The sequence below is a fragment of the Microtetraspora glauca genome, assembly GCF_040656155.1.
GTDB lineage: Bacteria > Actinomycetota > Actinomycetes > Streptosporangiales > Streptosporangiaceae > Microtetraspora > Microtetraspora glauca.
The window spans coordinates 326358-347800 of record NZ_JBFALK010000001.1 but is presented as its reverse complement, the minus strand read 5'-3'; the positions used below and the strand labels follow the sequence as shown (position 1 = coordinate 347800).

Genomic DNA, 21443 nt, shown 5'->3' with positions numbered 1-21443 from the left:
GTCACCCGGCTCCGGGGAGCACGGCCAGCGCGATCTCGCCGCTGGAGGCGTACGCGGCGACGGTGGGCGAGATGGCCGTGTCGACGACCACCGAGACCAGCCCGCTGCCCGACCTGCCGGGGGCGCCGACGCTGTGGACGCGGGCGCCGGGCGCGAGCACCCGCTGCTGGGCCGTCCCCTTGCCGCCCGCGGGGACGTAGATCACCTGGACGACGTCGCCCTTGCGCATGCCGACCGGCGCCTGCCCCGCCTTGAGCGCGAGGCCCACGATGGCCTTGCCGGGGCCGAGCTCCTCGCTCGACTTGGTGACCATCGCGCTGGTCAGCAGCGTGCCGGGCAGCAGGGTCACGGCGGCGTAGGTCGTCTCGACCTCGCTCCGGTACCGCCAGGGAACGTAGTCGATGCCGGTGTCGGCGATCTGGACCTCCTTGATGGCGGAGGCCGTGATGAGCTGGCCCGCGCCGACCTGCTGGACGATCCCGACGGCCGAGACGCGGTCGCCGCTGCGCAGGACGAGAAGCGTGGTGGCCAGCGCCCCACCCAGGATGAGGAGGACGGCGAGCGCGGCCAGCGCCGGCTTGCGCTCCCGTGGCGGCACGGGAAGCTTGCGCGACGCCGGTCCGGACAGCCCTGGCCGCTCGTTCGCGGGAGCGCGTCCGTCGGAGGCGGGCTTGTCGCTGATCCTCATGGGTGGGGGACTCCCAGGGATGATCGCTTCCGGTACTGAAATGAAGGGCCGATTAACGGCCGCGCCTTCATCCGCAGTATTGGTCAGTTCGAATTACAGAATTGACACCATTATGGACAACCACCCGCTGCCGTGTGGCCGGAAACCGGCCATCCATGCTTATCCGTTAGGAATACCGGTGTCAATGCCCGATTGATCGATGCTTGTTTACGATTATCACTTTCCTGTGGTTGAATTGCGTGATAAGAAGCACTCTGTCCGCATAGATCACATCGTCCCCACCAGCCCGTCCATGCCCGTTCATGCCCGTTCATGCTGTACGGCGCGGAGGGGTCCCGCGTTTCCCGCGAACAAGGAGATAACCGGGGACAGCCCCGCTACCTTGTCTCGGCGAGAGCCCTTTCGCCGGGCGCGTCCCGGAGGGACACTCCCCGAAATGTGGTCGGGGGGCCGGTTCCACGGGGGCCGGCCGATCGGCACGCACCGAGTTCACACACCGAGTTCACGCCACGAGTTCCGGTCACGGCGAACCGCCTTTCCCCGTGAGGGCGGCCCTTGGGAGTCTGGGTATGCGGATCATGCTCACCGTGGTGGCCGAGCACGGCCATCGCGAGGTGATGGTCGAAGGAGACGAGTCCACCACGGTCGGCGCGCTGGCGGCCGCGCTCGCCGGCCCGGCCCGGCCCTCCAACGTCGTACGGCTGCCGCCCGCCAGGGCGCCGTACGACCTGGACAGGGGTCGGCGGCGCCGGGCGGCGGGCCCCAAGCTCTGGGTGGACGGGCGGCCCCTCGATCCGGAGGCGCTCGTCTTCGGGCTGATCCGCGACGGCGATCTCGTGGCGCTCGACGGGCAGGCGGCGTCGGCGACGATGGCCGAGGAGCCGGACGGCGTGGTCGAACTCCGGGTGGCGGGCGGCCCCGGGGCGGGTTCCGTCCACAGGCTCGGCCCGGGCCTCCACACGCTGGGCTCGGATCCGGGATGCGCGATCGCCGTGCCCGACCCGCGGATGCCGCCCCACGCGGCGACGGTCCGGGTCGCGCCCGGCGGGGTCACGGTCGAGCCGGCGCATCCGGCCGCGGGGCTGGAGCTGGACGGCGAGCGTGTACGCGAGGCGACACCCTGGGCACCCGGAGGCGCGGCGCGGCGGCCCGCCGGGAAGTCCGGGAAATCCGGGAAATCCGGGAAATCCGGGAAATCCGGCCGCAGAGTGGGTCGCGGGTTCCGCGGAGTCCGCACGGCCCGGCGGGCCGCCGAAAGCCGCCGGGCCTCGGGGACCGGCCCGGACGCGGGAACGCCCAAGGACGTGCGGCAGGTCCTCCTGTCCTGCGGCGGCTCGGTGTTCTCCATCGGCCTCGTCGAGCCGCCCGACGCCCACCTGGACGCGCTTCCCGACGGAGGGCTGGCCTACAATCGGCCGCCCCGGCTCCGCGCGCCCGAACGGCACCGGCGGGTCGAGGTGCCCGGCGAGCCCAAGCGGGGTGAGGGTGCCCGGCTCCAGCTGCTGGCCGCGCTGCTGCCCGCGGTGTTCGGTGTCGGCATGTTCGTGGCGTTCCGCCAGGTGTACTTCCTGCTGATCGCGCTGATGAGCCCGATGATCATGCTTGGGCAGTGGGCGAGCGACCGCAGGCACGGCAGGAAGAAGCACCGCCAGGCCGTCAAGGCGTACAAGGAGCGGTTCGCGGAGTTCGAGACCGAGGTGGCGCGGGCGCGCGACGAGGACGAGGCGGCCCGCAGGGACGCGGCCCCCGACCCGGCGGAGATCCTGCTGACCGCGACCGGCCCGCGCCGCCGCCTGTGGGAGCGGCGGCTGCACGACCCGGACGCCCTGCGGCTCCGTGTCGGGCTGGCCGATCTTCCCGCCGGCGTCGCCTTCGCGCCGGAGCGAGGCACGCCCGCCGACACGGAGCTACCCGAGCCGCCCCTCGCGCGGCACGTACCGGTCGCGCTCGCGATGCGCAGGCTGGGCGTGGCGGGCGTGACCGGACCCAGAGCCGTCGCGGTCGGCACCGCCCGCTGGCTGGTCGGGCAGGCGGCGGCCCTGCACAGCCCGAGGGACCTGGCCGTCGTGGTGCTCTCCGCGCACGCGGACGCCGCCGAGCAGTGGGGGTGGGTGCGCTGGCTGCCGCACTGCGCCGCCGAGGGCGCGTCGGGAGGCGTGGCCCTCGGTTCCGGCTCCGTCGCCCTCGTCGGCACCGATCCCGAGGCCGCCGCCCACCGGGTCGCCGATCTCGCCGCGCTCATCGGCGAGCGACTCGACCCGGCGGAACCCGCCCTGCCCGGCGCCGCCTCGTACGGCGCGGCGCCGCTCGGCGGCCCGCTGTCCGGCGGGCCAGCTGGCTGGGGGGACCTCGGCCGCCCGGGGAACGCCCGGCCCGAGGAGGCGGCGGAACCCGCGTTCGCCGCCTACGACGAGCGGCCCTGTGACGTGCTGGTCGTCCTCGACGGCGCCCAGGTGCTGCGCGGCCTCCCCGGGATGCCCCAGGTGCTCAGGCAGGGACCCAGGGCCGGGGTCTACACGATCGCGATCGACGACGACGAGCGCCTCCTGCCGGAGGAGTGCGCGACGGTGGCGTCCTGCGAGCGTGACGGGTCGCTTCGGCTCCGCGGCGGCGGGCTGGACGCGATCGGGCCGATCCGGGGCGACCAGGTCTCGCCGTCGTGGTCCGAGCGGCTGGGCCGGGCGCTCGCCCCTCTGCGGGACGTGAGCAGGGACGACCAGGCGTCGGCGCTCCCGGAGTCGGTCCGGCTCCTCGACCTGATCAGCCCCGAGGGCATCGCGGGCCGGTGGAACGGATCGAGCCGCTCGGGCCGCTCGACCCGCGCGGTCATCGGCGTGAGCCCCGACGGGCCGTTCGAGATCGACATCAGCCGGGACGGGCCCCACGCCCTGATCGCCGGGACCACGGGCGCGGGCAAGTCGGAGCTCCTCCAGACGCTGATCTGCTCCCTGGCCGCCGCCAACCGTCCGGACGAGATGACGTTCGTGCTCATCGACTACAAGGGCGGCGCGGCCTTCAAGGAGTGCGTACGGCTCCCGCACACCGTGGGGATGGTCACCGACCTGGACGGCCACCTCACCCAGCGCGCCCTGGCGTCGCTCGCGGCCGAGATTCGGCGCAGGGAACGGCTGCTCCTGTCCGCGGGGGCCAAGGACATCGAGGATTACCAGGGGTCGCGGACGTCCGGCGGGGAGCCGCTGCCCCGGCTGGTGCTGGTCATCGACGAGTTCGCCGCGATGGTGGCCGAGTTGCCCGACTTCATGGACGGCCTGGTCGACATCGCCAGGCGGGGCCGCTCGCTCGGCATCCACCTGGTGCTCGCCACCCAGCGGCCCGGCGGCGTGGTGACCGCGGACATCCAGGCGAACACGTCGCTTCGGATCGCACTGCGGGTGACGGACGCCAGGGAGTCCGCCGACGTGATCGACGGCCCCGAGGCCGCGCACATCTCCAAGAAGACGCCGGGACGCTGCTACGTGCGGTCCGGCTCCGGCCAGGCGGTCGCCGTACAGGCGGCGCGGATCGGCGGGCGCACCCCGGACGGCCGTGACGGCGGGGTCGGCGGGCCCGGCGGGCCCGGCGGGAACCCCCGGGTGATCGAGCTTCCGTGGCGGGCGCTCGGCCACGCCCTGGCCGCCTCCTCCGCCTCGTCCACCTCGTCCGGCGGGGACGCGGCGGCGTCCGGGACGGACCTCGCGCTGCTCGTGGACGCGATCGACGCGGCGGCCAGAGGCATCGCCCGCCGCCCCAGTCCCTGGCTGCCGCCGCTCCCCGACGCGGTCACGCTGTCCCCGGAGCGGGGTGTGGACGGGAGGCCGCCGGTGCCGGGCGGCGGGCCGTCGTTGCCCTTCGGGCTCACCGATCTGCCGTGGAACCAGGCGAGGGGACCGCTCGCCCTGGATCTGGAGCACGGCGGGCATCTGCTGATCGCCGGAACGGCGCGGAGCGGGCGTTCCACGGCCCTGCGGACGATCGCGGGGGCGGTCGCCGCCTGGGCTTCCCCTGAGGACGTCCACCTGCACGCCGTCGACTGCGGTTCCGGGGCGCTGATCCCGCTGGTCGGCCTGCCCCACTGCGGCGCCGTCGTCACCCGCGACCAGCTCGACCGGGTCGAACGGCTGCTGTCCCGGCTCCGCGCGGAGGTCGGCCGCCGCCAGCAACTTCTCGCGGAGGCCGGGTACGCGTCCCTGGCGGAGGCCCGCGCCGCCTCCGGAGCCGGGCGAGCGGGAGACACCGGAAGAGCCGGGAACGCCGGGGATGCCGGGGATGCGGCGGTCGGGCGGCTCCCGTGGCTGGTGCTCCTGCTGGACCGGTGGGAGGGCTACGTCGCCGCGTTCGAGAACTACGACTACGGGCGGCTGCTCGACCTGCTGTTGCAACTGCTGCGCGAGGGCCCGGCCGTGGGCCTGCGGGCGGTCGTCACCTCCGACAGGTCGGGGTTGCTCGGCCAGATCTCGACGGTGTTCGAGGAGCGGCTCATCCTGCGCCTGGCCGACCCCGCGGACTACGGTCTGGCGGGCCTGCCGGTGAAGGACCTGCCCTCCGTCCTGCCTCCCGGGCGGGCGCTGTCCGTCGGGGAGCACGGGCTGGTGGAGAGCCAGATCGCGCTGCTCGCCGACGATCCGTCCGGTCCCGCCCAGGTGGCCGCCCTGCAGGCGCTGGCCCGTACGGCTCCCGCCCGGTTCGGCGGCGACCCGGAGCGGAGGGGATCGTGGGCGTGGCGGTCGCCGCCGCCCCTGCGCGTGGACGCGCTCCCCGTCCGCGTCACGGCCGAGCAGGCGATGGACCTGGCCCCGTCGTTCGAGCCGCCCTCGCCCCTGTGGGCGCTGCTCGGCGTGGGAGGGGACGCGCTGGAGCCGCTGGGCCTGGACCTCCTCGCCCAGGGTCCGGCGGCGGTGATCGGCGGGCCGGCCCGGTCAGGACGGTCGTCGTGCCTGGTCACTGCGGCATGGTCGCTGGTGCGGCGGGGGACGCCGGTCCTCGTGGTCACCCCCCGTCGCAGCCCGCTGCGCGAGATGGCGGGGGCGCCGGGAGTGCTGGCCGTACTGGACGGCAACGCCAGGGGCGTGGCGGGAGGCGAGTCCGACGGGTTCGGCGGGCTGCCGGGCGCGCAGGACCCGCGGGCCCTCCTGGACGGCAGGGAGGGGTATGTGGTGATCGTCGACGACGCGGAGCTGATCTCCCCCGACTCGCCGCTCGGGCTGGCGTTGGAGGAGATCCTGCGCACCGCGCGGGACGGCGATCACGGGCTGCTGATCGCGGGGGCCACGGGGGATCTGGCGACGGCCTATCGGGGGTTCACCGCCGAGGCCCGCAAGTCCAGGACCGGCCTGCTGCTGTCGGTGCAGAGCCCCGCGGACGGCGATCTCTTCAGCGTACGGCTGCCGCGCGGAGCGGTCGGGGGCCCGCCGGGGCGGGGACTGCTGATCACGTCGGGGGCCGCGACCCCGATCCAGGCCGCGGTCCCCGGATAGCGGGACCGGGCCCAGGATCGGGACCGGGACGAACGTCGGGTGCGGACGTATCCGGGACGGAGATGTCCGGACGAACCGTCCGGACGGGACCGGGGCCGAAGGATCGGCGGATTCGCGGGAAACGGCGGATCGGTTACCTGGTCGCGGACTCGATGTTGCCGCGGTAGGCGTTGATCACCCGGGACGCCTCGTTGAGCTCTTCGGACATGCGCTGGAAGGCCGACCGGTAGCTCTGCCATGCCTCGTTGAAACGCTGCGCGCCCGGCCCCGTCCAGGCGGTGCCGACCTTGGCCGCCTCACGGTCGAGACTGGCCATCGTGGCGCGAACCTGGTCGGCCTGCTGAGTGAACTGTGCGGCCATGCTCTGCATCTCCGCGGGGTCGCCGCCGAGCAGGTTGTTACTCATTCAGTGGCTCCTTCGTCGACAGTTCGGGCGCCCTCACCGTAGATCACATACCGTCCTTGTAAAGGTGTTATGCCGACTGGTTATGAAGGCGGTCAGGAGTATTCCGAACGGATGTGGATCACACGGGATGCCGTTCTCCTTCCGGCCGGACGACGGGGTTCTCACCAGTGCCGTGTCAGGTTCGCCCTCTTCACGATCCGGTGTAGGCGTGGGTTGTCGGCGTCGCGGCCTCACCGGCGATGCGGCGGCGGGGTGACCGGCCCTGGTGCGGCGGGTCCACAGGCCGAAGGGCCGCGGGGAGCCAGACCTGTGTGAGGCATGGTTCCCCGCGACCCGGATGCGGCAGGCCGCCGGCCAGGATCACTCGTGAGTGCCACCGGAGAGTCAGCAGTAGGCGGGCGGCCCCGGCCGCCTCTCAGCTGGTGCTGTAGAACGCCGGGTATCCGGCGCAGCTGGCGGTGTCCAGCCGCCGAGCTGAGGAGATCTTGTCGTTGAACTTCCACCGCGACGAGCTGAGGTTGGGCACCGTTTCGCCGGGACGAATGCAGTAGTGGCGATCGCGGTAGTTCTTGTCGTCGTACACGACCCAGGCCATCCAGTCGGCATTGGACAGGGAGCTCGTCTTGTCACTGAAGCTGCCGAGGTCTGGTTCGGAGGTCGGGGTCCACACCCATAGGCCCTGTGCTCCAATCTCGGGGTGCCACACGAGCTTTCGCAGGACCGCGACCCAGCCTTCGTATCCCGCGTCGTCGTGCAAGACCAGGGTGTGATACTCGTCGTCTGTTGCTTGAGCAGGGGTTGCGGCCCCGAAGACGCCCAGCGCCGCCGTGGACACGATGGTCGCGAGCGCGAGTCGCATGTTGATTCGAGACATGATTCCTCTCAGGGGATCGGTTGCTTCGGTGTCTGAGAGGAGCTTGCCGATCGCATCTTGTCTGCGACTTATGCCGGGTTTGAAGCCCATTTGAAGCTACGGAGGCTCGCTCGACCTTCTGGCTTGAGGGTCGGGCGGATGTCACAGTGCGACCTCGAACGGCGTGTCACCACGAAACAGGACAAACCCAAGCTGCTACCGCACTAGTCTGTCCCGCCGGATCACCTGCTGTGGGGGCTCGCCGATGATCATTCGAGGTCTTGCCGCGATCGTGCTGGCGCTGCCGGTGCTGATCACCGCGACACCCACGCCCGCGGACGCCGCCAGGCGGGACACCTGCGCCCCGTCCCGGCCGGGCCGCCTCACGCTGAGCGAGCCGTGGGCGCAGCGCAGGCTCGGCTTCACCTCCGTGTGGCCCCTCACCCGGGGGCGTGGCGTCACGGTCGCCGTCGTCGACAGCGGTGTGGACGCCAAGCATCCGCAACTCAAGGTGGCCCAGTCGGTCGACCTCACCGGAACGGGCACCCAGGACTGCCTCGGTCACGGCACCAGCGTCGCCGGCATCATCGCCGGGACCGAACGCAAGGGCAGCCCCTTCGCCGGTGTCGCACCGGACGCCCGGCTGATCTCGATCAAGCACACCAACGCGGAGCGAGGCGATCCCGCGCTACTCGCCAGGGCGATCGCCAAGGCGGCCGATCTCGGCGCCCAGGTGATCAACGTCTCGGTCAGGGCCGTCGACCGGATGGACCTGAGACGGGCGGTGGGATACGCGCTGTCCAAGGACGCCGTGATCGTGGCCGCCGCCGGGAACGTGACCAAGGAGGACGGCACGTCCTCGCCCGCGTACCCGGCGGCCTACCCGGGCGTCCTCGCGGTGGGGGCGTCCACCCCGGACGACACCATCGCCTCGTTCTCCAACACCAGCACGCCGGTGGCCGTCCTCGCCCCCGGCCAAGCCCTCACCAGCACCTGGCCCGGCGGAACGTACCGGAATGATCTGGAGGGCACGAGCCACGCGACCGCGTACGTCTCGGGGGTGGTCGCCCTGGTCCGCGCCCGCTATCCCGAGCTGGACAACGTCCGCGTACGGCGGCGCGTGGAACTGAGCGCCGACGGCACGAAGGGCAAGGGAAGCGGCGCGGGCATCGTCAACCCGCGGCTGGCCGTGACGACGATCCTGCCCTCGGAGGTCGTCGCGGTGGCGCCCCAGCAGCCCGCGTCGCTCACGGAGGCCGCGATCGCCAAGGCCGATCCACCGGACGATCACGCCATCGGTGTGGCGTCGGCCGTGGCGGGCGGAGCGCTCGGCGCGGCGGCTCTCGCCGTCACACTGGCCGTGGTCGTGCCGCTGGGCCGCCGCAGGAGATGGCGTCCGGGCGGCGAGACCGGCTCCTGACCCGGGCACGCGGCCCTGAAGGCACCGGGGGCCCGGCGGAGCCGGCGGAGCCGGCGGACACGCCACGGTGCCCGTTGCGAGCGGCCGACCGACCGGAGCCTCCCAGCAGGTCATCCGGCGACGCGGCCGCGCGCCTCACCGAACGGTCCTCCGCTATGCCGACACGTCCGAATCCCCGTAGCGGATGAAAGCAGCCACACTCCGACATAGCGGATTCGCCACTCACAGTTGACGTTTGTCAAATAGACACCAAAAACAGCTGATGTGGTCGGGGCATTTTTGGTTGAATGTGACGTGATCATGACCGCTCTTATTGAGCTGATACCTCCCCGGAAGGACGTTCGATGGGCGAGATGAACCCCCTGCTTCCTGGTGATCCAGAGCAGGTAGGCGGATATGCCCTCTTCGGCCGGCTCGGTGAAGGTCCCCGAGGTGTCACCTATCTGGGACGCCCCTCTCCGGAGGCGGCGGCGTCCGTCGTCAAGGTGATGCACGCCCAGCCGGCCGCCGACGCGGAGGCAAGGGACCGGCTCGTCCAGGAGCTGACCGAGGCCAAGGGACTGTCCGGATCCCACGCCGTCCCGCCCGTGGAGGCGGGCTGGGTGGGCGACCAGCCGTACCTGGTGCGCGGGTACGTCGCGGGGTCGTCCCTTCAGGAGACCGTACGGGAGGGCGGGCCGCTCGCGGCCGACGCCCTGGAGCGCGTCGCCCTGGGCACCCTCACCGCTCTCACCGCGATCCACGCCGCGGGCCTGGTCCACCGGGGCCTCACCCCGGACAACATCCTGATCGGCACGGACGGCCCGCGCGTGTCCGACATCGGCCTGGGAGAGGCCGTCGGCGCCTACCGCGCCCCCGAGCAGGTGCGCGGCGAGCCCGGCGACGCCCGGTCGGACCTCTTCTCCTGGGCGGCGTCCATCGTCTACGCCGCGACCGGACAGGCCCCCGGCGCGTCCGCCCCGACCGGCGCCGCTCCCACCGCTCCCGCTCCGGGCGCGGACGACCCGTCGCCCGAGACGACGGTGAACGTCCGGGACATCGCCGCCGCCGTGGCCGACGCGCAAGCCGCCCCCGCCGCTCCCGCTCCGGGCGCGGACGACCCCTCGCCCGAGACGACCGTGAACGTCCGGGACATCGCCGCCGCCATGGCCGGTGACCCGGCCGAAGGCGCGGACGCGGCCGGCGGCGACCGACCGGCCGGCACGCCCACTCTGGATGACGTTCCGCAGCCGCTGCGACGCATCCTCCTCGCCTGCCTGTCCCCCGACGCCTCCGCCCGGCCCACCGCGCGGAACGCGATGCTGCGGCTACTCGGCGAGGACGACGCGACGCCGTCCACCGAGGTCGCCGTGCCCGGCGCCCCCGTGGCCGGTGTCGTCCTCCCGGCCCAGCAGCACGGCCCGCAGCAGTTCCACGGGCCCGACGGCGGACCGCTCTGGGGAGCGCCCCCGATGCCCCCCGGCGCCGTGCCGCCGGCTCCCGGCCCGCACGCGAACCCCGTGGCGGCTTCCGGCCAGGTCTGGCAGGGGCCTCCGCAGCAGCAGCCCACCGCACCGCTGTGGGCGGCGCCCCCGATGCCCAACCAGGCCCCGCCCGTACCGGGAGCCGTCAGCGGGCCCGGCGTCCCCGACCAGGGCGCGCCGCGGCGTAAGACACCCTCCATCGGGCTGGCGGCGTCCCTGGCCGCCGTCCTCGCGCTGTCCGTCGGCGGCGTGTGGGCCGCCGGACACTACTCGAGCACCCAGTCGTTCGACCGTACGGCGGCCGAGGGGTCGGCCGGAGGCAAGCACGGCACCGCGGGCCCGGGAGACGCCATCCCGTCCACGGGGACGGCCGGCAGGCAGCAGCCCCAGACCCAGGTGACCGTCCCGTGGGCGAACAGTCCCGACCCGGAGGCGACGGGCGTGTTCCCGCTGACGCTGCCCACCGACTGGGTGTCCGAGACGCCGACGCCCGATGCCACCGCGCCGATTCCGGACATTCCGATCTCGCCGCCCGCCATTCCGAACACGCAGCCGACGGCCACCTCGGCGCCCGCGGCGACGGAGACGCCCACGGCGAGCGCGCAGCCGACGCGCACCCGCCGGCCGAAGCCCAGCCCGAGCCCCTCTCCCACGGAGAAGCCCACCGAGAAGCCCACCGAGAAGCCCACCGAGACCCGGGAGCCGACTCCGGACCCCACGACACCGGCGCCCGACCCGACCACCAAGAAGCCGGAGCCCGAGCCGACCAAGACGACGGCGCCTCCCAAGCAGCCGGACCCGACACCGACGAAGGCTCCGACCCCGACCAAGAAGGCCGAGCCGGAGCCCGAGCCGACCAAGACGACGGCGCCTCCCAAGCAGCCGGACCCCGAACCGGCCAAGCCGGTGGCCCCGGTGAACAACCCGTACACGCCGCAGCAGGTCTGCAACTCCGGCGGTCACGGGTCGGGCTTCTACGTCCAGCGGTCGGCCGGTTTCAACGGGGGGACGCTCTACCAGCTCTACAGCAACTCCTCGGGGTACAACTGCGTGGTCGCCATGAAGACGGCGGACGTCGGTAAGGACACCAAGGTCTGGGCCACGCTTGAGGTCCAGGGCGGCGGCTCCTCGACCGACAGCGGGTCCTTCAAGTACTACGCCGGTCCGGTGATGCTGTCCGGCAAGGGCAAGTGCGTGCGCATCTCCGGAGGCAGCGACTCCGGCAGCACCAGCCGCGACTGGGCGAACTGCGGGTGATCTCCCGTCGGGGGTGAGCGCGAAGGATCCCGCCTGAGGCGCGGCGGCCACGATGATCGTGGCCGCCGCGCCTCAGCGTCGTCCTGGCCCGGCTCGCCCGCCGACCGCCTGACCTCGCCTGATCACCACACCGGAAGAACGGACTGGGATGCAGACCCGTAAGGATCTCTACCAGGCGCATCGGCTCATGATGCAGCGCCTGGGCATGGCCCTGCTGCAGGCGGAGCCGGACGTGCCGGAGTCACCGATGCGCAGGCACAGCGTCGCGACCTTCTCGGGAGTCCTGCTCGCGGTGCTCGTCCTCGCGGTCTTCGGGATCTGGGGCCTGCTCAAGCCGGGCGGCGCGACGAGCCTGACCGAGCCCGGCCAACTCCTCGTCGAGGAGGAGAGCGGCGCCACCTACATCTACAGCGAGGCCGGCGACACGCTGATCCCCGTCGCCAACTACGTCTCGGCGCGGCTGTTGCTCGACAGCGCGGACGTGACCGTGCGCAACGTGTCGGCGGCGTCGCTCGCGGAGTTCAACCGGGGCCCGCTCGTGGGCATCCCCGGAGCGCCCGACTCCCTCCCCGTGCCCGAGAAGCTGGTCAAGGGCCCCTGGTCCGCCTGCGTGACGGAAGTGACGGACGCCGCCGGATCACACACGTCGTACGTGACCCTGGTGGGCGGCAGGGACGTCGGAGGCCGGGAGATCGGCGGCGACGCCATGATCGTCGAGGACGGCCGGCAGGACTGGATGATCTGGGGCGACAAGCGGATGCGGGTCACCGGCGAGGGCGCCCGCGGCCTGATCGGGGAGACCGCCAGAAAGGTGCCGGCCGCGTGGCTCAACGCCATCCCGCAGGGCCCCGACTTCCGCAGCCCGGACGTCCCCGGCCGCGGACGCAAGGTGCGCGGCCCCGAGGGCGGGGCCGCCGTGGTCGGCCAGGTCTTCACGGTTCCCGCGATGGCCGGGAGCCCCGCCCGGTGGTACGTCCTTCGAGACGACGGACTCGCTCCGATCTCCATCCTCCAGGCGAGCCTGCTGCTTGAGGACCCCGAGAGCAAGAAGAAGGTGTACGGCAGGCGGCCGGTGAAGCCCATCGAGATCGACGCCGCCACGGCGAACACCGCCCCCGTGTCGAAGACCGGCATGGCCGTCGTCGGCCTGCCCACCGAGATGCCGAAGATCATGACACCCGACGTGTCGGCGCCGCTGTGCGCCGTCTACGCGGACAGCCAGACCGGGTCGGCCCGGGCCCGGCTCACGATCGGCAGCCGGATGGACATCCCGGTCCCCCCGACGAGCGGCGACCAGGAGCACTTCGACCAGGTGCTGCTCCCGCCCGGCGGCGCGGCCGTGGCCGGCCTGCTGCCCGGTGACGGGCAACTGTCGGCGGTGCACAGCTACGCGCTGATCACCGACCAGGGGCGCACGTTCGCCGTCGAGTCCGCCGACCTGCTCGCCAACCTCGGCTACGAGCTCTCGGATGTCACACCGGTGCCCGCGCAGATCCTCCACCTGATCCCCGAGGGCCCCGCGCTCGACCCCGCCGCCGCCAGAAAGCCCCTGCAGTACGGCCAGTGACCCGCGACGAGGACACCGCTCCCGCCGCATGGCGGGAGCGGTGTCTCACAGGTCGATGCCCGCCATCGAGATCTTCGCACGGACCCCCGCGTTCGAGTCGTATTGGAGTTGCGCCTGCTCCAGGTGGGGTGCGTCCGTGGGGATCGCCTGCAGCACGGGGATCAGCTTCGCCTGCGTCGCGCTGTACGCGTTCACCAGGCCGAGCACCGCACCGACCACGAGGATGACTTTCTTGTTGTTGGTGACGATGCCCTTCAGGCCCTCCCAAATGGTGAAAAGCGCGACATCGATCGCTGCCTTGATCGCAACCCTGGCGTTGACCCAGACGATGCCGATCAGGTGCCAGGTGACCAGCACACTCATGATCTGCGCGAGCCAGAAGAGGCAGACGGCCACCCAATGGAAGAGTTGCGCGGTCTGCTCCAGGGAGCCCGCCGCCCCTTCCCGGAAGGTCTTGAGCTTGTTCAGCGACTCGACGAAATCGTCCAGGGTCTCGTTGAACGTGTCGAAGGCGCTGCCGGACCAGCCTTCTTGCTTCACGATCAAATCCCGCTGGTCCTTCAGATGTTGCACGAGATTCTCGAGGGTCCTGGGGTCCTGCCCCTGCCCCTCACTACGCCACTCCGACGCCGCTTTCGCCATGCCACCGGGATTGGCCATCAGCATGCCGATCAGCAGGGCGATCCTCCTGGCGACCGGGGTGCCGAGGATGACGGCGGCGCCCGCAGCCTCGCTCGCCGCCGCGATGAACATCGCCCGGTCACTCTCGTACACGACAGGGGTCCTCTCGAAGTCGGATGACGGAAGCGGTCAGCTCGTGTGGGTGATGACTGAGGGCGCGACGTCACCGTCGTCGTCCCAGTCCCCCTCGTCGCCGGTCAGCATGGTCGATTTCTCACGGTCGCGGTCCTGGCCGGCTCCGGCGGCGCCCCCCATCGGCATGAACGGCATGCCGCCCGTGCCGTTCATCCCGGCGGACCTTCCCCCGGCGGCACCGGATCCGGCGGCTCCCCCGTACGTGCCGCTTCCGCCGGAGGAACCCGCTCCGGGGCCGTCCCCCGTCCAGGAACCGGCGTTCGGGACCTGTGTGCCGCTCGGCGTGTAGCCGGCGAGGTTCGTCGGAGTGGTCACCGGCGAGGTCGGATTGCCGAGTCCGCTCAGATCCGGCGAGGACGGGTTCACCCCACTGCCGTTCCCGTCGAGCCCCGGTTGGTCCGAGCCGGGAATGTTCGTATCGGGCAGACCTGTACCGGGCGCGTTCGGATCGACCGCGTTCGGATCGATCGCGTTCGGATCGACCGCGTTCGGATCAATCGCGTTCGGATCGACCGCGTTCGGATCGACCGCGTTCGGATCAATCGCGTTCGGATCAATCGCGTTCGGATCGACCGCGTTCGGATCAATCGCGTTCGGATCAATCGCGTTCGGATCCGGAATGTTGGGCGAGGGCATCTTGGGGCCTGGCGGTTCCTCCTTCTCCTCCTTGACCGTCGACGCCTTTTCGGCCTCGTGGTAGTTGTCGGCCGCCTTGGCGATGGCCGATTTCCAGGATTCGAGCACCTTCACGCCGGCTTCCAGGGACTTCGCCGCACTGTCCCTGGCCCGCTGATGCGTGATGACGAGCCCGACACCTATGGCGCTGAAAGCAGGAAACCCGATACCGATCGAGCTGGTCTGGGAGGCGAGCGTCTCCAACGCTCCCAACGACCGCTCGTTGCCTACTTCGTTGGCCAGAGTGTGCAACTTGTCCTTGTTGAACTTGACCGCCCACTGGCTGCTGACATCCGGCATCTGGAAGGCGGTCGCCGCGGGATTGCCCGTCTGGGCCGAGGCGTTCGCGTTCGCATTCGCATTCGCGTTCGCGTTCGCGTTCTCGGATGAACCTGTCATAGAACTGCCGTTCCTCCGTCGCGGTCAGCCGAGAACCGGGGGGATGGTGCCGCCACTGTCGCCCCAGACCTCGTCGTCTTCCATGAGCCAGGTGGTGTTCTCACGATCCTCCTGCTCCTCGCGGCCCTCCCCACCACGCGCCGGGCCCATCATCATGCCGTTCGCGCCCAGCCGGCCGGTCCCCGTGCCACGGGCACCCGTACGCGTGGACGCCGTCCCACTGCCGGACATGCCGCCATAGGCCGGGACGATTCCCGAGGAGCCGGACCCGACGCCGCCAGGACCGGAGGAGCCCATGCCAGAGGTGCCGTAACCGGCGGGACCGGTCAGCGACGTTCCCGGAGGTGTGAGCGTCCCCGAGCCGTTGTATCCGGCCAGCTGGGTCGCCCCCGTCCCGGTACCCGTTCCCGGCAGGCCGGGGACGGTTCCGCCGTTCCCTCCGACGCCCGAGAGATCCGCTCCGGAATCGCCGACGACGGACGGAGACAGCCCGTCAGTGTCCGGTCCGCCGTATCCCAGGTCGCCGGGGTCGAGCCCCTGTCCGGTCGTGCCGTCCAGATTCGGAATCGATCCGTTCGGGCCGGACGGTAGGTCCCCCGGCGCGTCGAATCCGGGAAGCTTCCCGTTCTGGTTCCCGGCCGTCAAGCCCGGAAGCTTGTCCGGATCGAACCCCGTGGGCTCGAACGGCGGGAGACCTATGTCGTCCGGATTGGGCAGCGCCTGCTGGACATCCTCCGGGAGCGCGGCGTAATGCTCGACGATCCGCGCGTTCACCTTCTTCAGGTGATTCATCGCGCGTTTCTCCGCCCGATAGATCCCGTAGAACGGAGTGACGTCGGCCCAGTCGATGTCGTTGTCGGATCGCGAGTCCCGGTATCTGCCGAGCACGACGTTCTGCTGCGCCCATTCGAGCGTCGCGGCGTAGTCCTGCAGCGGTCTGCCCACCTTGCCGCATTTGGTGGCGAGCTCGCGCACGCTCGCGTGCAGGCTTCGCAACTGCTTCTGCGTCTCGACGGCCACCGTCCCCTTGTTCTGCTCCGCCAACGCGGTGGCGGCCCGCTTGACGTCCGCGGCGAAGTCGTTGAGCAGGGTCTCGGCGGCGCAGTAGTACTGCCCGGCCCGTCGCACCTGGAACGGGTTGGTGTTGTCGATCCACTTCCTGATCGTGTCGATGTTGGAGTGCCCCAGGGAGGTCCAGAAGTTGAGCGGGAGCGGCACTTCCGTGGTCGGAGTGTCCCCGAGCTTGAGATCGACACGCGTTTGCTTCGGTTCGGCCATCATGGACTCCGTCAGGCTTCACGCGGGGCTTCGGCCCCGTTGGCTTGTTCCGCCACGTCATAGCTCTCGACCATGCTCAGCAGTGTCTGAATCGTGAGGTCGGCCTGCATGACCATGCTCGCGTAGGTGCCGCTTCCGGCCTTAAGGCCGTCTCCGCCCTCCTGGGCGCCGCTCCCGGTCCCCCCGCGCGTGATCGTGCCTTCGCCGAGGAGGTTGCCGTACGCCATTTTCATCGACATCGTGAACTCCTCGGCGGTCAGCCACCCTCCTCCCCCGAGTTCCTTGGAGGTGAGATTGCACTCCCGTCGCAGGTCCGGCAGCGACCCGGCCCCTGACGGCGGGCCGGGGAGCTCCGGCGGAGTGCTCCCCTTTTTGGACGCCGCCTGCGTGGCCTGAACGGGCGTCGGTGTGATCAGCGTGTCCAGCACTGTCCGCAGATCATGGGCGATCCGCTTGATCTCCGTGCGGTTCAGCTCAGGATTGCCCGAGCCGCCGGCGTCGTTCTCGTCGGTCAGGCCGGGCCAGTCGGCGTCGTACTCAAGCGCCATGCGCGCCTCCCTGGTCTGTTAGGAGTCAACCGATCACAGGCGGGATCACTCGATGGCTGGAGTCCCAGGCGTCCCGTTCCTCGGTCAGCCAGGTCGTTCGCTCCTCGCCCGAGGAGTCGCCCGCTCCGCTCGCCCCACCCATCGGCATGAAGGGCATCATCGAGCCGTTCGCCGGTCCGCGGGGCACGGTGAGGTTCGGCTGCCCGATCACTCCTGTGCCTGACACGGGTTCGCCCAGGATCGACGGCACGCCCGGCGCGACCGCGCCCGGGCCCTTCACCGAACCGATGACGTTGCCCGGAGTCACGGAGCCGCCGTTGCCGGGGTCCGTGGAGAGGGGCGTCGTGACCGGCGGGTCGGAGACGCCGGCCACTTCTGTGCTCTGGGAGTCGCTTCCCGCCGACGCGCCGTCCTGCCCGATCACGGGTGGAGCGGTGCCGTCGCCCGCGTCCGTTCCGCCGTTCGAGCCGCCCGTGTCACCGCCGGCGGCGGTGCCGCCCGGACCGCTCCCGCTGTCACCACCCGTGCCGTCACCGCTGTCGGCGGGGGTGTCGGGAGTGGTGTCGCCCCCCGTCCCGTCGTTCCCGGTGGCACCGCCAGAGGGGTCGCCACCCGTACCCGCCGCCCCCGACCCACCGGAGCCGGAGCCGCTGCCCGAGCCGTCGGCGCCGCCGGAATTCCCCCAGGACGCGGCGGCGGTCGTGCCGCCGGGGTCCCTCCCGGACGGACCGGCCCCACCGGTGTACGGGGGCGTGTCCCCGTAGTCGACCTTCTGCTGGGGAGCGGGGCCGCCCTTCTCTGGCTCCACCTTGGGCAGCTCGTAGGTCACGTACTGCGGGACGTGCAGGTTGTAGACCTCGACGATCTGCTCGTTCAGCGTGTTGAGGACCTTCCGGGCCTCACCGTCCGCGTACGCCTTGGCCAGCTGGTAGGTGGCCTCGTTCTTGATGCCGGTCTGCGGGGTCAGCGACCGGGGAATTCCGGTCGAGCCGCCGCCGGTCCCGTCGAAGGGGGACTGGGCCACGGGAGGACTCGACTGACCGGTGGTGTCCGTCAGGGACGGACGCGTGCTCGTCCCTGACGGGTTCGCCGGCGGAGTGCAACAGGGGAGCTCGGCCTGCAGGTCGATCTGGATCTGCTGGATCTTGGCCTTCGCTTCGGGGAGATGGAGCTGGCTGTACAGCCGGAGAGCCCGGGCCATCTCGTCCATCTTGTCGAAGAGCTCGGTGCCGGCCGCGCTGAGGTACTGCATCGCCTTCTGGACGTCGGCGGCGACCGGGCCCTGCCATGCCTCGGAGAGCCTCTTCGCCCGCGCCTCGATCGCGTCGGCCATGAGCTTGACCGTGCCGGCCGCGTTCCCGTAAGCGAAGGCGGCGTTCTCCACCGCCGTCGGATCGGTGTTCCGCATCCACTCGGCGATCTCGTCGACGGACGCGGTCACCTTCTCGCCAGGAGGAGGCGCGGTCGCCTTGATCACGAAGGTCTGCCTGTCGTTACCCACAACGATCCTTCTCCGACGTTCCGGTCAGCCCTCGTTCGGCGGGTTGGTCTTCTCGTACACGGAGGCGCTGACTTCCATCGCCTCGATGACAGCCACATACGCCTCGTGGAACCGTCGATAGGCGTCGGTGAACTTCTCGCCGCCGGGGCCGACCGTGTCGGCCAGGGCCCGCGCGTCGGTCCACGTGCCGATCTGCGCCGCGTTGATGCGGCAGTTGCCCTCGACGCTGCTCAGCGAGCCGGTCGTGTAGCCCTCGGCGTAGGCCGGCCCCTCCGTTCCCGCGAGATACGCCCGCAGGTCTTCGGCGACCTTCCGGATGTCGGAGACGCTGTACTTGAGAGGCACGTCACCGTCGAGGCCCGGCCATTTCGGGTCGACCTGGAACGTGTCGCCACCGCCGCCATCCACGGCGTCCTTCTGGGTCATGTCCCTCCCCCGCCTGGACGCGCGACGCGCGTCGCCGAGCCGTACGCGGAGGGGCCTGCCGGGTCACCGCGGGGCGGCGATGACCGGACGGGCTCCCCATGTGTCGCGGCAGGTCAGCCGTTCACCCACATGGCCTTGTTCCGCGCCTCGGCCGCCTTGTAGTTCTCGTTGGCGATCTGGATGGCCCGCTGGATCTCGTCGAGCTGACCCCTCATCTGCGTGGCCTGGGCGTCCCACTTCTGCTGGTGCTCCCTGAAGAACGCCTCCGCGCCGCCGTCACCGTCCCAGTGACCCGCGAGGTCCTGCTGGAGCTTGGTGATCAGATTGGCCGTGGCCTCTTCGAAGGACTTGAGGATGTTGATGATGTCGCTCTGGGCCAGCTCCATCTGGCCGAAGTTGACCTTCGTGAAGTCGAGTTCAGCGGACACTGCGCTCTCCGTTCCTGCCTGGCTGGGATCCGGTCACCTGATGTCGACGTTGATCAGCGACTCGACACGGCCGACACCGGCCATCACGTCCTGGTCGGCGGCGTCGTAGACGACGGCGTTGGCGCCCATCGTCTGGGCGATCTGGTCGAGGTCGTCTCGGACGACTCGCATGCTGTCGTTCCACGCGGTCATCGCCCGCCGGAACACGCCTGCCGCCGGCCCGATCCATCCCGTGGCCAGGAGTCCGTTCGCCGTCGTCTCGACACCCGCCCGGAGACCCTCGATGTACTGAGCCGTGTCGACGACATGGCCGGATGCGATCTTGATCTGGGCCGGGCTCGCACCAAAGAATTGCGACATTTTGTCACCTCCGTGACATAAGGCCAGTTGTGGCCCGCAATGCCCCCGCATATCAAGGGACATCCCGCGCGAACATCACCAACCGGCATCGTAATCGTCAAGATCCACCTAGATAACAGGTATGTACATTACAGATGGGTAAACTTTGGTCAGCATGTCCGTAATCGGTCACGCGCTGTCATCGAGCTGGCGTTTGATTCGCTCAAGTTCGCCCATGACGTCCTCGAACGTCCTGTTGTAGCTCTGCGTCATCGCGGCGACGCCGTCACTTATCGCGCCGGGGTCCTCAAGCAGCTTCATCGGGTTGCCGTCCTTCCCGAAGGTCTCCTCGGAGGCTTCCATCACCTGGCGCTGCAGGTCCTCGCCCGCCTCCTTGATCGTCGCCTTGATCTTCTCGGCGAGCTCGCCGGAGCTGAGCCGCATCGCCTTGGGGTGCAGCTCCAGCTCGCCGAGGCCCACGGAGGTGTATTCAACAGAGACCAGGCCGTCCTCGTCCCGCGCCCGCCCCACGAGAGACGACAGGGCGTTCTCGAACTCGCGCATCTGCGCCACCTCCCGGTCGCCGCGCTGTATGAACTGCTCGATGTCGATGTTGGCGAAGTCGCCGAATCCCGTCATCCGCTGCTCCGTTCTTCGAGGCGGCCGCCCGTCTCATCCCGCAATTCGCATATAGCAATATTTGGAGCAACGTATCTCACCGCCGCGCACGAGCACCGGACTTCCGGCCGCAAAGGGAGGGTCGGCGCGGGACAGCACGGACTCAGCCGGAGCGGCGCCGGAACCGCTCCAGGCCGGCCATCCGGCCCTCCATCGACTCGAGGAAGGAGTCCTGAATCCGCTCCAGCCGCTGTCGCGTCCGCTCGATGTCGGACGCCCGGTCCGTCGGGCGAGCGCCCTGTTCCTCCGCGCCACGGGACGGCTCGGCGCGCACGCCGTCCGATGGGTTCCGGAGTGAGTCCCCCGGTGATTCGCCGAGCACCGGGCCCAGCACCTCGGCGGTCTTGCGGCGGGCGTCCCCCTGCGCGGCCCGTACGGCGTCGACCACCGCCTCGGCGAGGGTCTCGCTGTCCTGCCGCATCACGCGGGGATCGAACCGTACGCCCTGGATCATGCCCTCGCCGTCCACGACGGCGCGCACCATGCCACCCGCGGCGTCCCCCTCGCCGGTCACCTCGCCCAGCCGTTCCATGGCGTCGGTGAGATCCCGGAGAGAACGATCCGCCTGCCGGATGATCCGGTCGATCTCCTCCGGGCGCACCGTCGCGGGATCGAAGTCGAACATCCCTGCCCCCTCTCGGTCGTATCGCACCGCGAGTTGATCATCAGGCGGTGAACCGGGTTCCAGCGCCGCATGGCCGCGGATCGAACCCGGCGTGAACAGATGGCTCCCACCTGGGCGAACGCCGTACGACGCGTCGCGCCGGCGGCATGCGCGGTGATAGTGAGATCACATGTCTCCCCCTCATCCGATCGAGGCCCCGGCAGCCGGTACGACACCGACGCCCCGCCTCCATCACCAGCCCGGACCCAGCGGCCCGCCAGTGAAACGGACAGTGCGATGAGCGGCAACCAGGACAGGTACGTGACCTCGAACGGCATCAGGGACCTGCGTGACCGCCTCTCCGAGGACGTCATCCCCCAGTTCGAGACCAGGCGGCGGCAGGTGGACGAGACGGTCCTCGGGCCCTGGGACCTCGGCATGTCCGGCAGCGCGATCATCCTGCCCACCTACGAGGGAGCCGTGACGAGGGCACGCGAGCACCTCGCCGACGCGATCGGCGCCGTACGGCAGTGGATGGACCAGCTCGACACCGCGGCGACCAACTGGCGCACCGCCGAGGACGCCAGCACCGTCACGTACGTCTGATCGCGGCGGCACACACA

At 70.7% G+C, this 21443-nt stretch carries 18 protein-coding genes; 5 read left to right on the top strand and 13 right to left on the bottom strand.

What is annotated here, in order from left to right:
- Position 1 precedes the first annotated feature (1 nt).
- Positions 2 to 688, bottom strand: a complete 687-nt coding sequence (locus AB0I59_RS01660; RefSeq protein ID WP_061253377.1) for a hypothetical protein — start codon at positions 686 to 688, stop codon at positions 2 to 4.
- Positions 689 to 1257: 569 nt separating this feature from the next.
- Here AB0I59_RS01660 and AB0I59_RS01655 point away from each other — a divergent pair.
- The gene (locus AB0I59_RS01655) at positions 1258 to 6162 is read left to right on the top strand and encodes a type VII secretion EssC family protein (protein ID WP_358128982.1); all 4905 of its coding nucleotides are present in this window, start codon (positions 1258 to 1260) and stop codon (positions 6160 to 6162) included.
- A gap of 133 nt (positions 6163 to 6295) precedes the next feature.
- Here the strand turns inward: AB0I59_RS01655 and AB0I59_RS01650 are convergent, their stop codons facing one another.
- Entirely contained in the window at positions 6296 to 6568 is a 273-nt protein-coding gene (locus tag AB0I59_RS01650; protein ID WP_061253375.1) for a WXG100 family type VII secretion target, read from the bottom strand.
- Positions 6569 to 6983: 415 nt separating this feature from the next.
- The gene (locus AB0I59_RS01645; RefSeq protein ID WP_358128979.1) at positions 6984 to 7442 is read right to left on the bottom strand and encodes a beta/gamma crystallin-related protein; all 459 of its coding nucleotides are present in this window, start codon (positions 7440 to 7442) and stop codon (positions 6984 to 6986) included.
- Between the two features lie 244 nt (positions 7443 to 7686).
- Between AB0I59_RS01645 and AB0I59_RS01640 the strand changes: the two genes are divergently transcribed.
- The 3 genes from AB0I59_RS01640 to eccB all read left to right on the top strand — a co-directional run bounded on the left by AB0I59_RS01640 (position 7687) and on the right by eccB (position 13128).
- Positions 7687 to 8841, top strand: coding sequence for a S8 family serine peptidase (locus tag AB0I59_RS01640; protein WP_061253373.1), 1155 nt, complete (start codon positions 7687 to 7689; stop codon positions 8839 to 8841).
- Between the two features lie 344 nt (positions 8842 to 9185).
- Positions 9186 to 11561, top strand: a complete 2376-nt coding sequence (locus AB0I59_RS01635; protein ID WP_358128976.1) for a protein kinase domain-containing protein — start codon at positions 9186 to 9188, stop codon at positions 11559 to 11561.
- 148 nt (positions 11562 to 11709) lie between these two features.
- Positions 11710 to 13128, top strand: coding sequence for a type VII secretion protein EccB (gene eccB, locus AB0I59_RS01630; RefSeq protein WP_063818614.1), 1419 nt, complete (start codon positions 11710 to 11712; stop codon positions 13126 to 13128).
- Positions 13129 to 13173: 45 nt separating this feature from the next.
- On the opposite strand, the gene AB0I59_RS01625 is transcribed toward eccB, so the two are convergent.
- The 10 genes from AB0I59_RS01625 to AB0I59_RS01580 form a co-directional block, all read right to left on the bottom strand.
- Positions 13174 to 13902, bottom strand: coding sequence for a WXG100 family type VII secretion target (locus tag AB0I59_RS01625; RefSeq protein ID WP_358128973.1), 729 nt, complete (start codon positions 13900 to 13902; stop codon positions 13174 to 13176).
- A gap of 36 nt (positions 13903 to 13938) precedes the next feature.
- A complete protein-coding gene (locus AB0I59_RS01620) occupies positions 13939 to 15018 on the bottom strand; it encodes a hypothetical protein (RefSeq protein WP_358128970.1) in 1080 nt (359 codons plus the stop codon).
- Positions 15019 to 15042: 24 nt separating this feature from the next.
- Positions 15043 to 16299 (bottom strand): hypothetical protein, encoded by a 1257-nt coding sequence (locus AB0I59_RS01615; protein WP_358128967.1) that lies wholly within the window; start codon positions 16297 to 16299, stop codon positions 15043 to 15045.
- Positions 16300 to 16307: 8 nt separating this feature from the next.
- The gene (locus AB0I59_RS01610) at positions 16308 to 16844 is read right to left on the bottom strand and encodes a hypothetical protein (protein ID WP_061253368.1); all 537 of its coding nucleotides are present in this window, start codon (positions 16842 to 16844) and stop codon (positions 16308 to 16310) included.
- Between the two features lie 25 nt (positions 16845 to 16869).
- Positions 16870 to 18345, bottom strand: coding sequence for a WXG100 family type VII secretion target (locus AB0I59_RS01605; protein WP_358128964.1), 1476 nt, complete (start codon positions 18343 to 18345; stop codon positions 16870 to 16872).
- Positions 18346 to 18369: 24 nt separating this feature from the next.
- Complete coding sequence (locus tag AB0I59_RS01600) at positions 18370 to 18771, bottom strand: hypothetical protein (protein ID WP_358128961.1); 402 nt, start codon at positions 18769 to 18771, stop codon at positions 18370 to 18372.
- Between the two features lie 113 nt (positions 18772 to 18884).
- Positions 18885 to 19199 carry a WXG100 family type VII secretion target gene (locus tag AB0I59_RS01595; protein ID WP_061253365.1) on the bottom strand — a complete coding sequence of 105 codons (315 nt, stop codon included), beginning with the start codon at positions 19197 to 19199 and terminating at the stop codon, positions 18885 to 18887.
- Between the two features lie 33 nt (positions 19200 to 19232).
- Complete coding sequence (locus AB0I59_RS01590) at positions 19233 to 19559, bottom strand: WXG100 family type VII secretion target (protein WP_061253364.1); 327 nt, start codon at positions 19557 to 19559, stop codon at positions 19233 to 19235.
- A 168-nt stretch (positions 19560 to 19727) separates the two neighbouring features.
- A complete protein-coding gene (locus AB0I59_RS01585; protein ID WP_061253363.1) occupies positions 19728 to 20177 on the bottom strand; it encodes a hypothetical protein in 450 nt (149 codons plus the stop codon).
- A 142-nt stretch (positions 20178 to 20319) separates the two neighbouring features.
- Entirely contained in the window at positions 20320 to 20841 is a 522-nt protein-coding gene (locus AB0I59_RS01580; RefSeq protein ID WP_358128957.1) for a YbaB/EbfC family nucleoid-associated protein, read from the bottom strand.
- A 276-nt stretch (positions 20842 to 21117) separates the two neighbouring features.
- Between AB0I59_RS01580 and AB0I59_RS01575 the strand changes: the two genes are divergently transcribed.
- On the top strand, positions 21118 to 21426 hold the full coding sequence (locus AB0I59_RS01575; protein ID WP_061253361.1) for a hypothetical protein: 309 nt from the start codon (positions 21118 to 21120) through the stop codon (positions 21424 to 21426).
- Positions 21427 to 21443 lie beyond the last annotated feature (17 nt).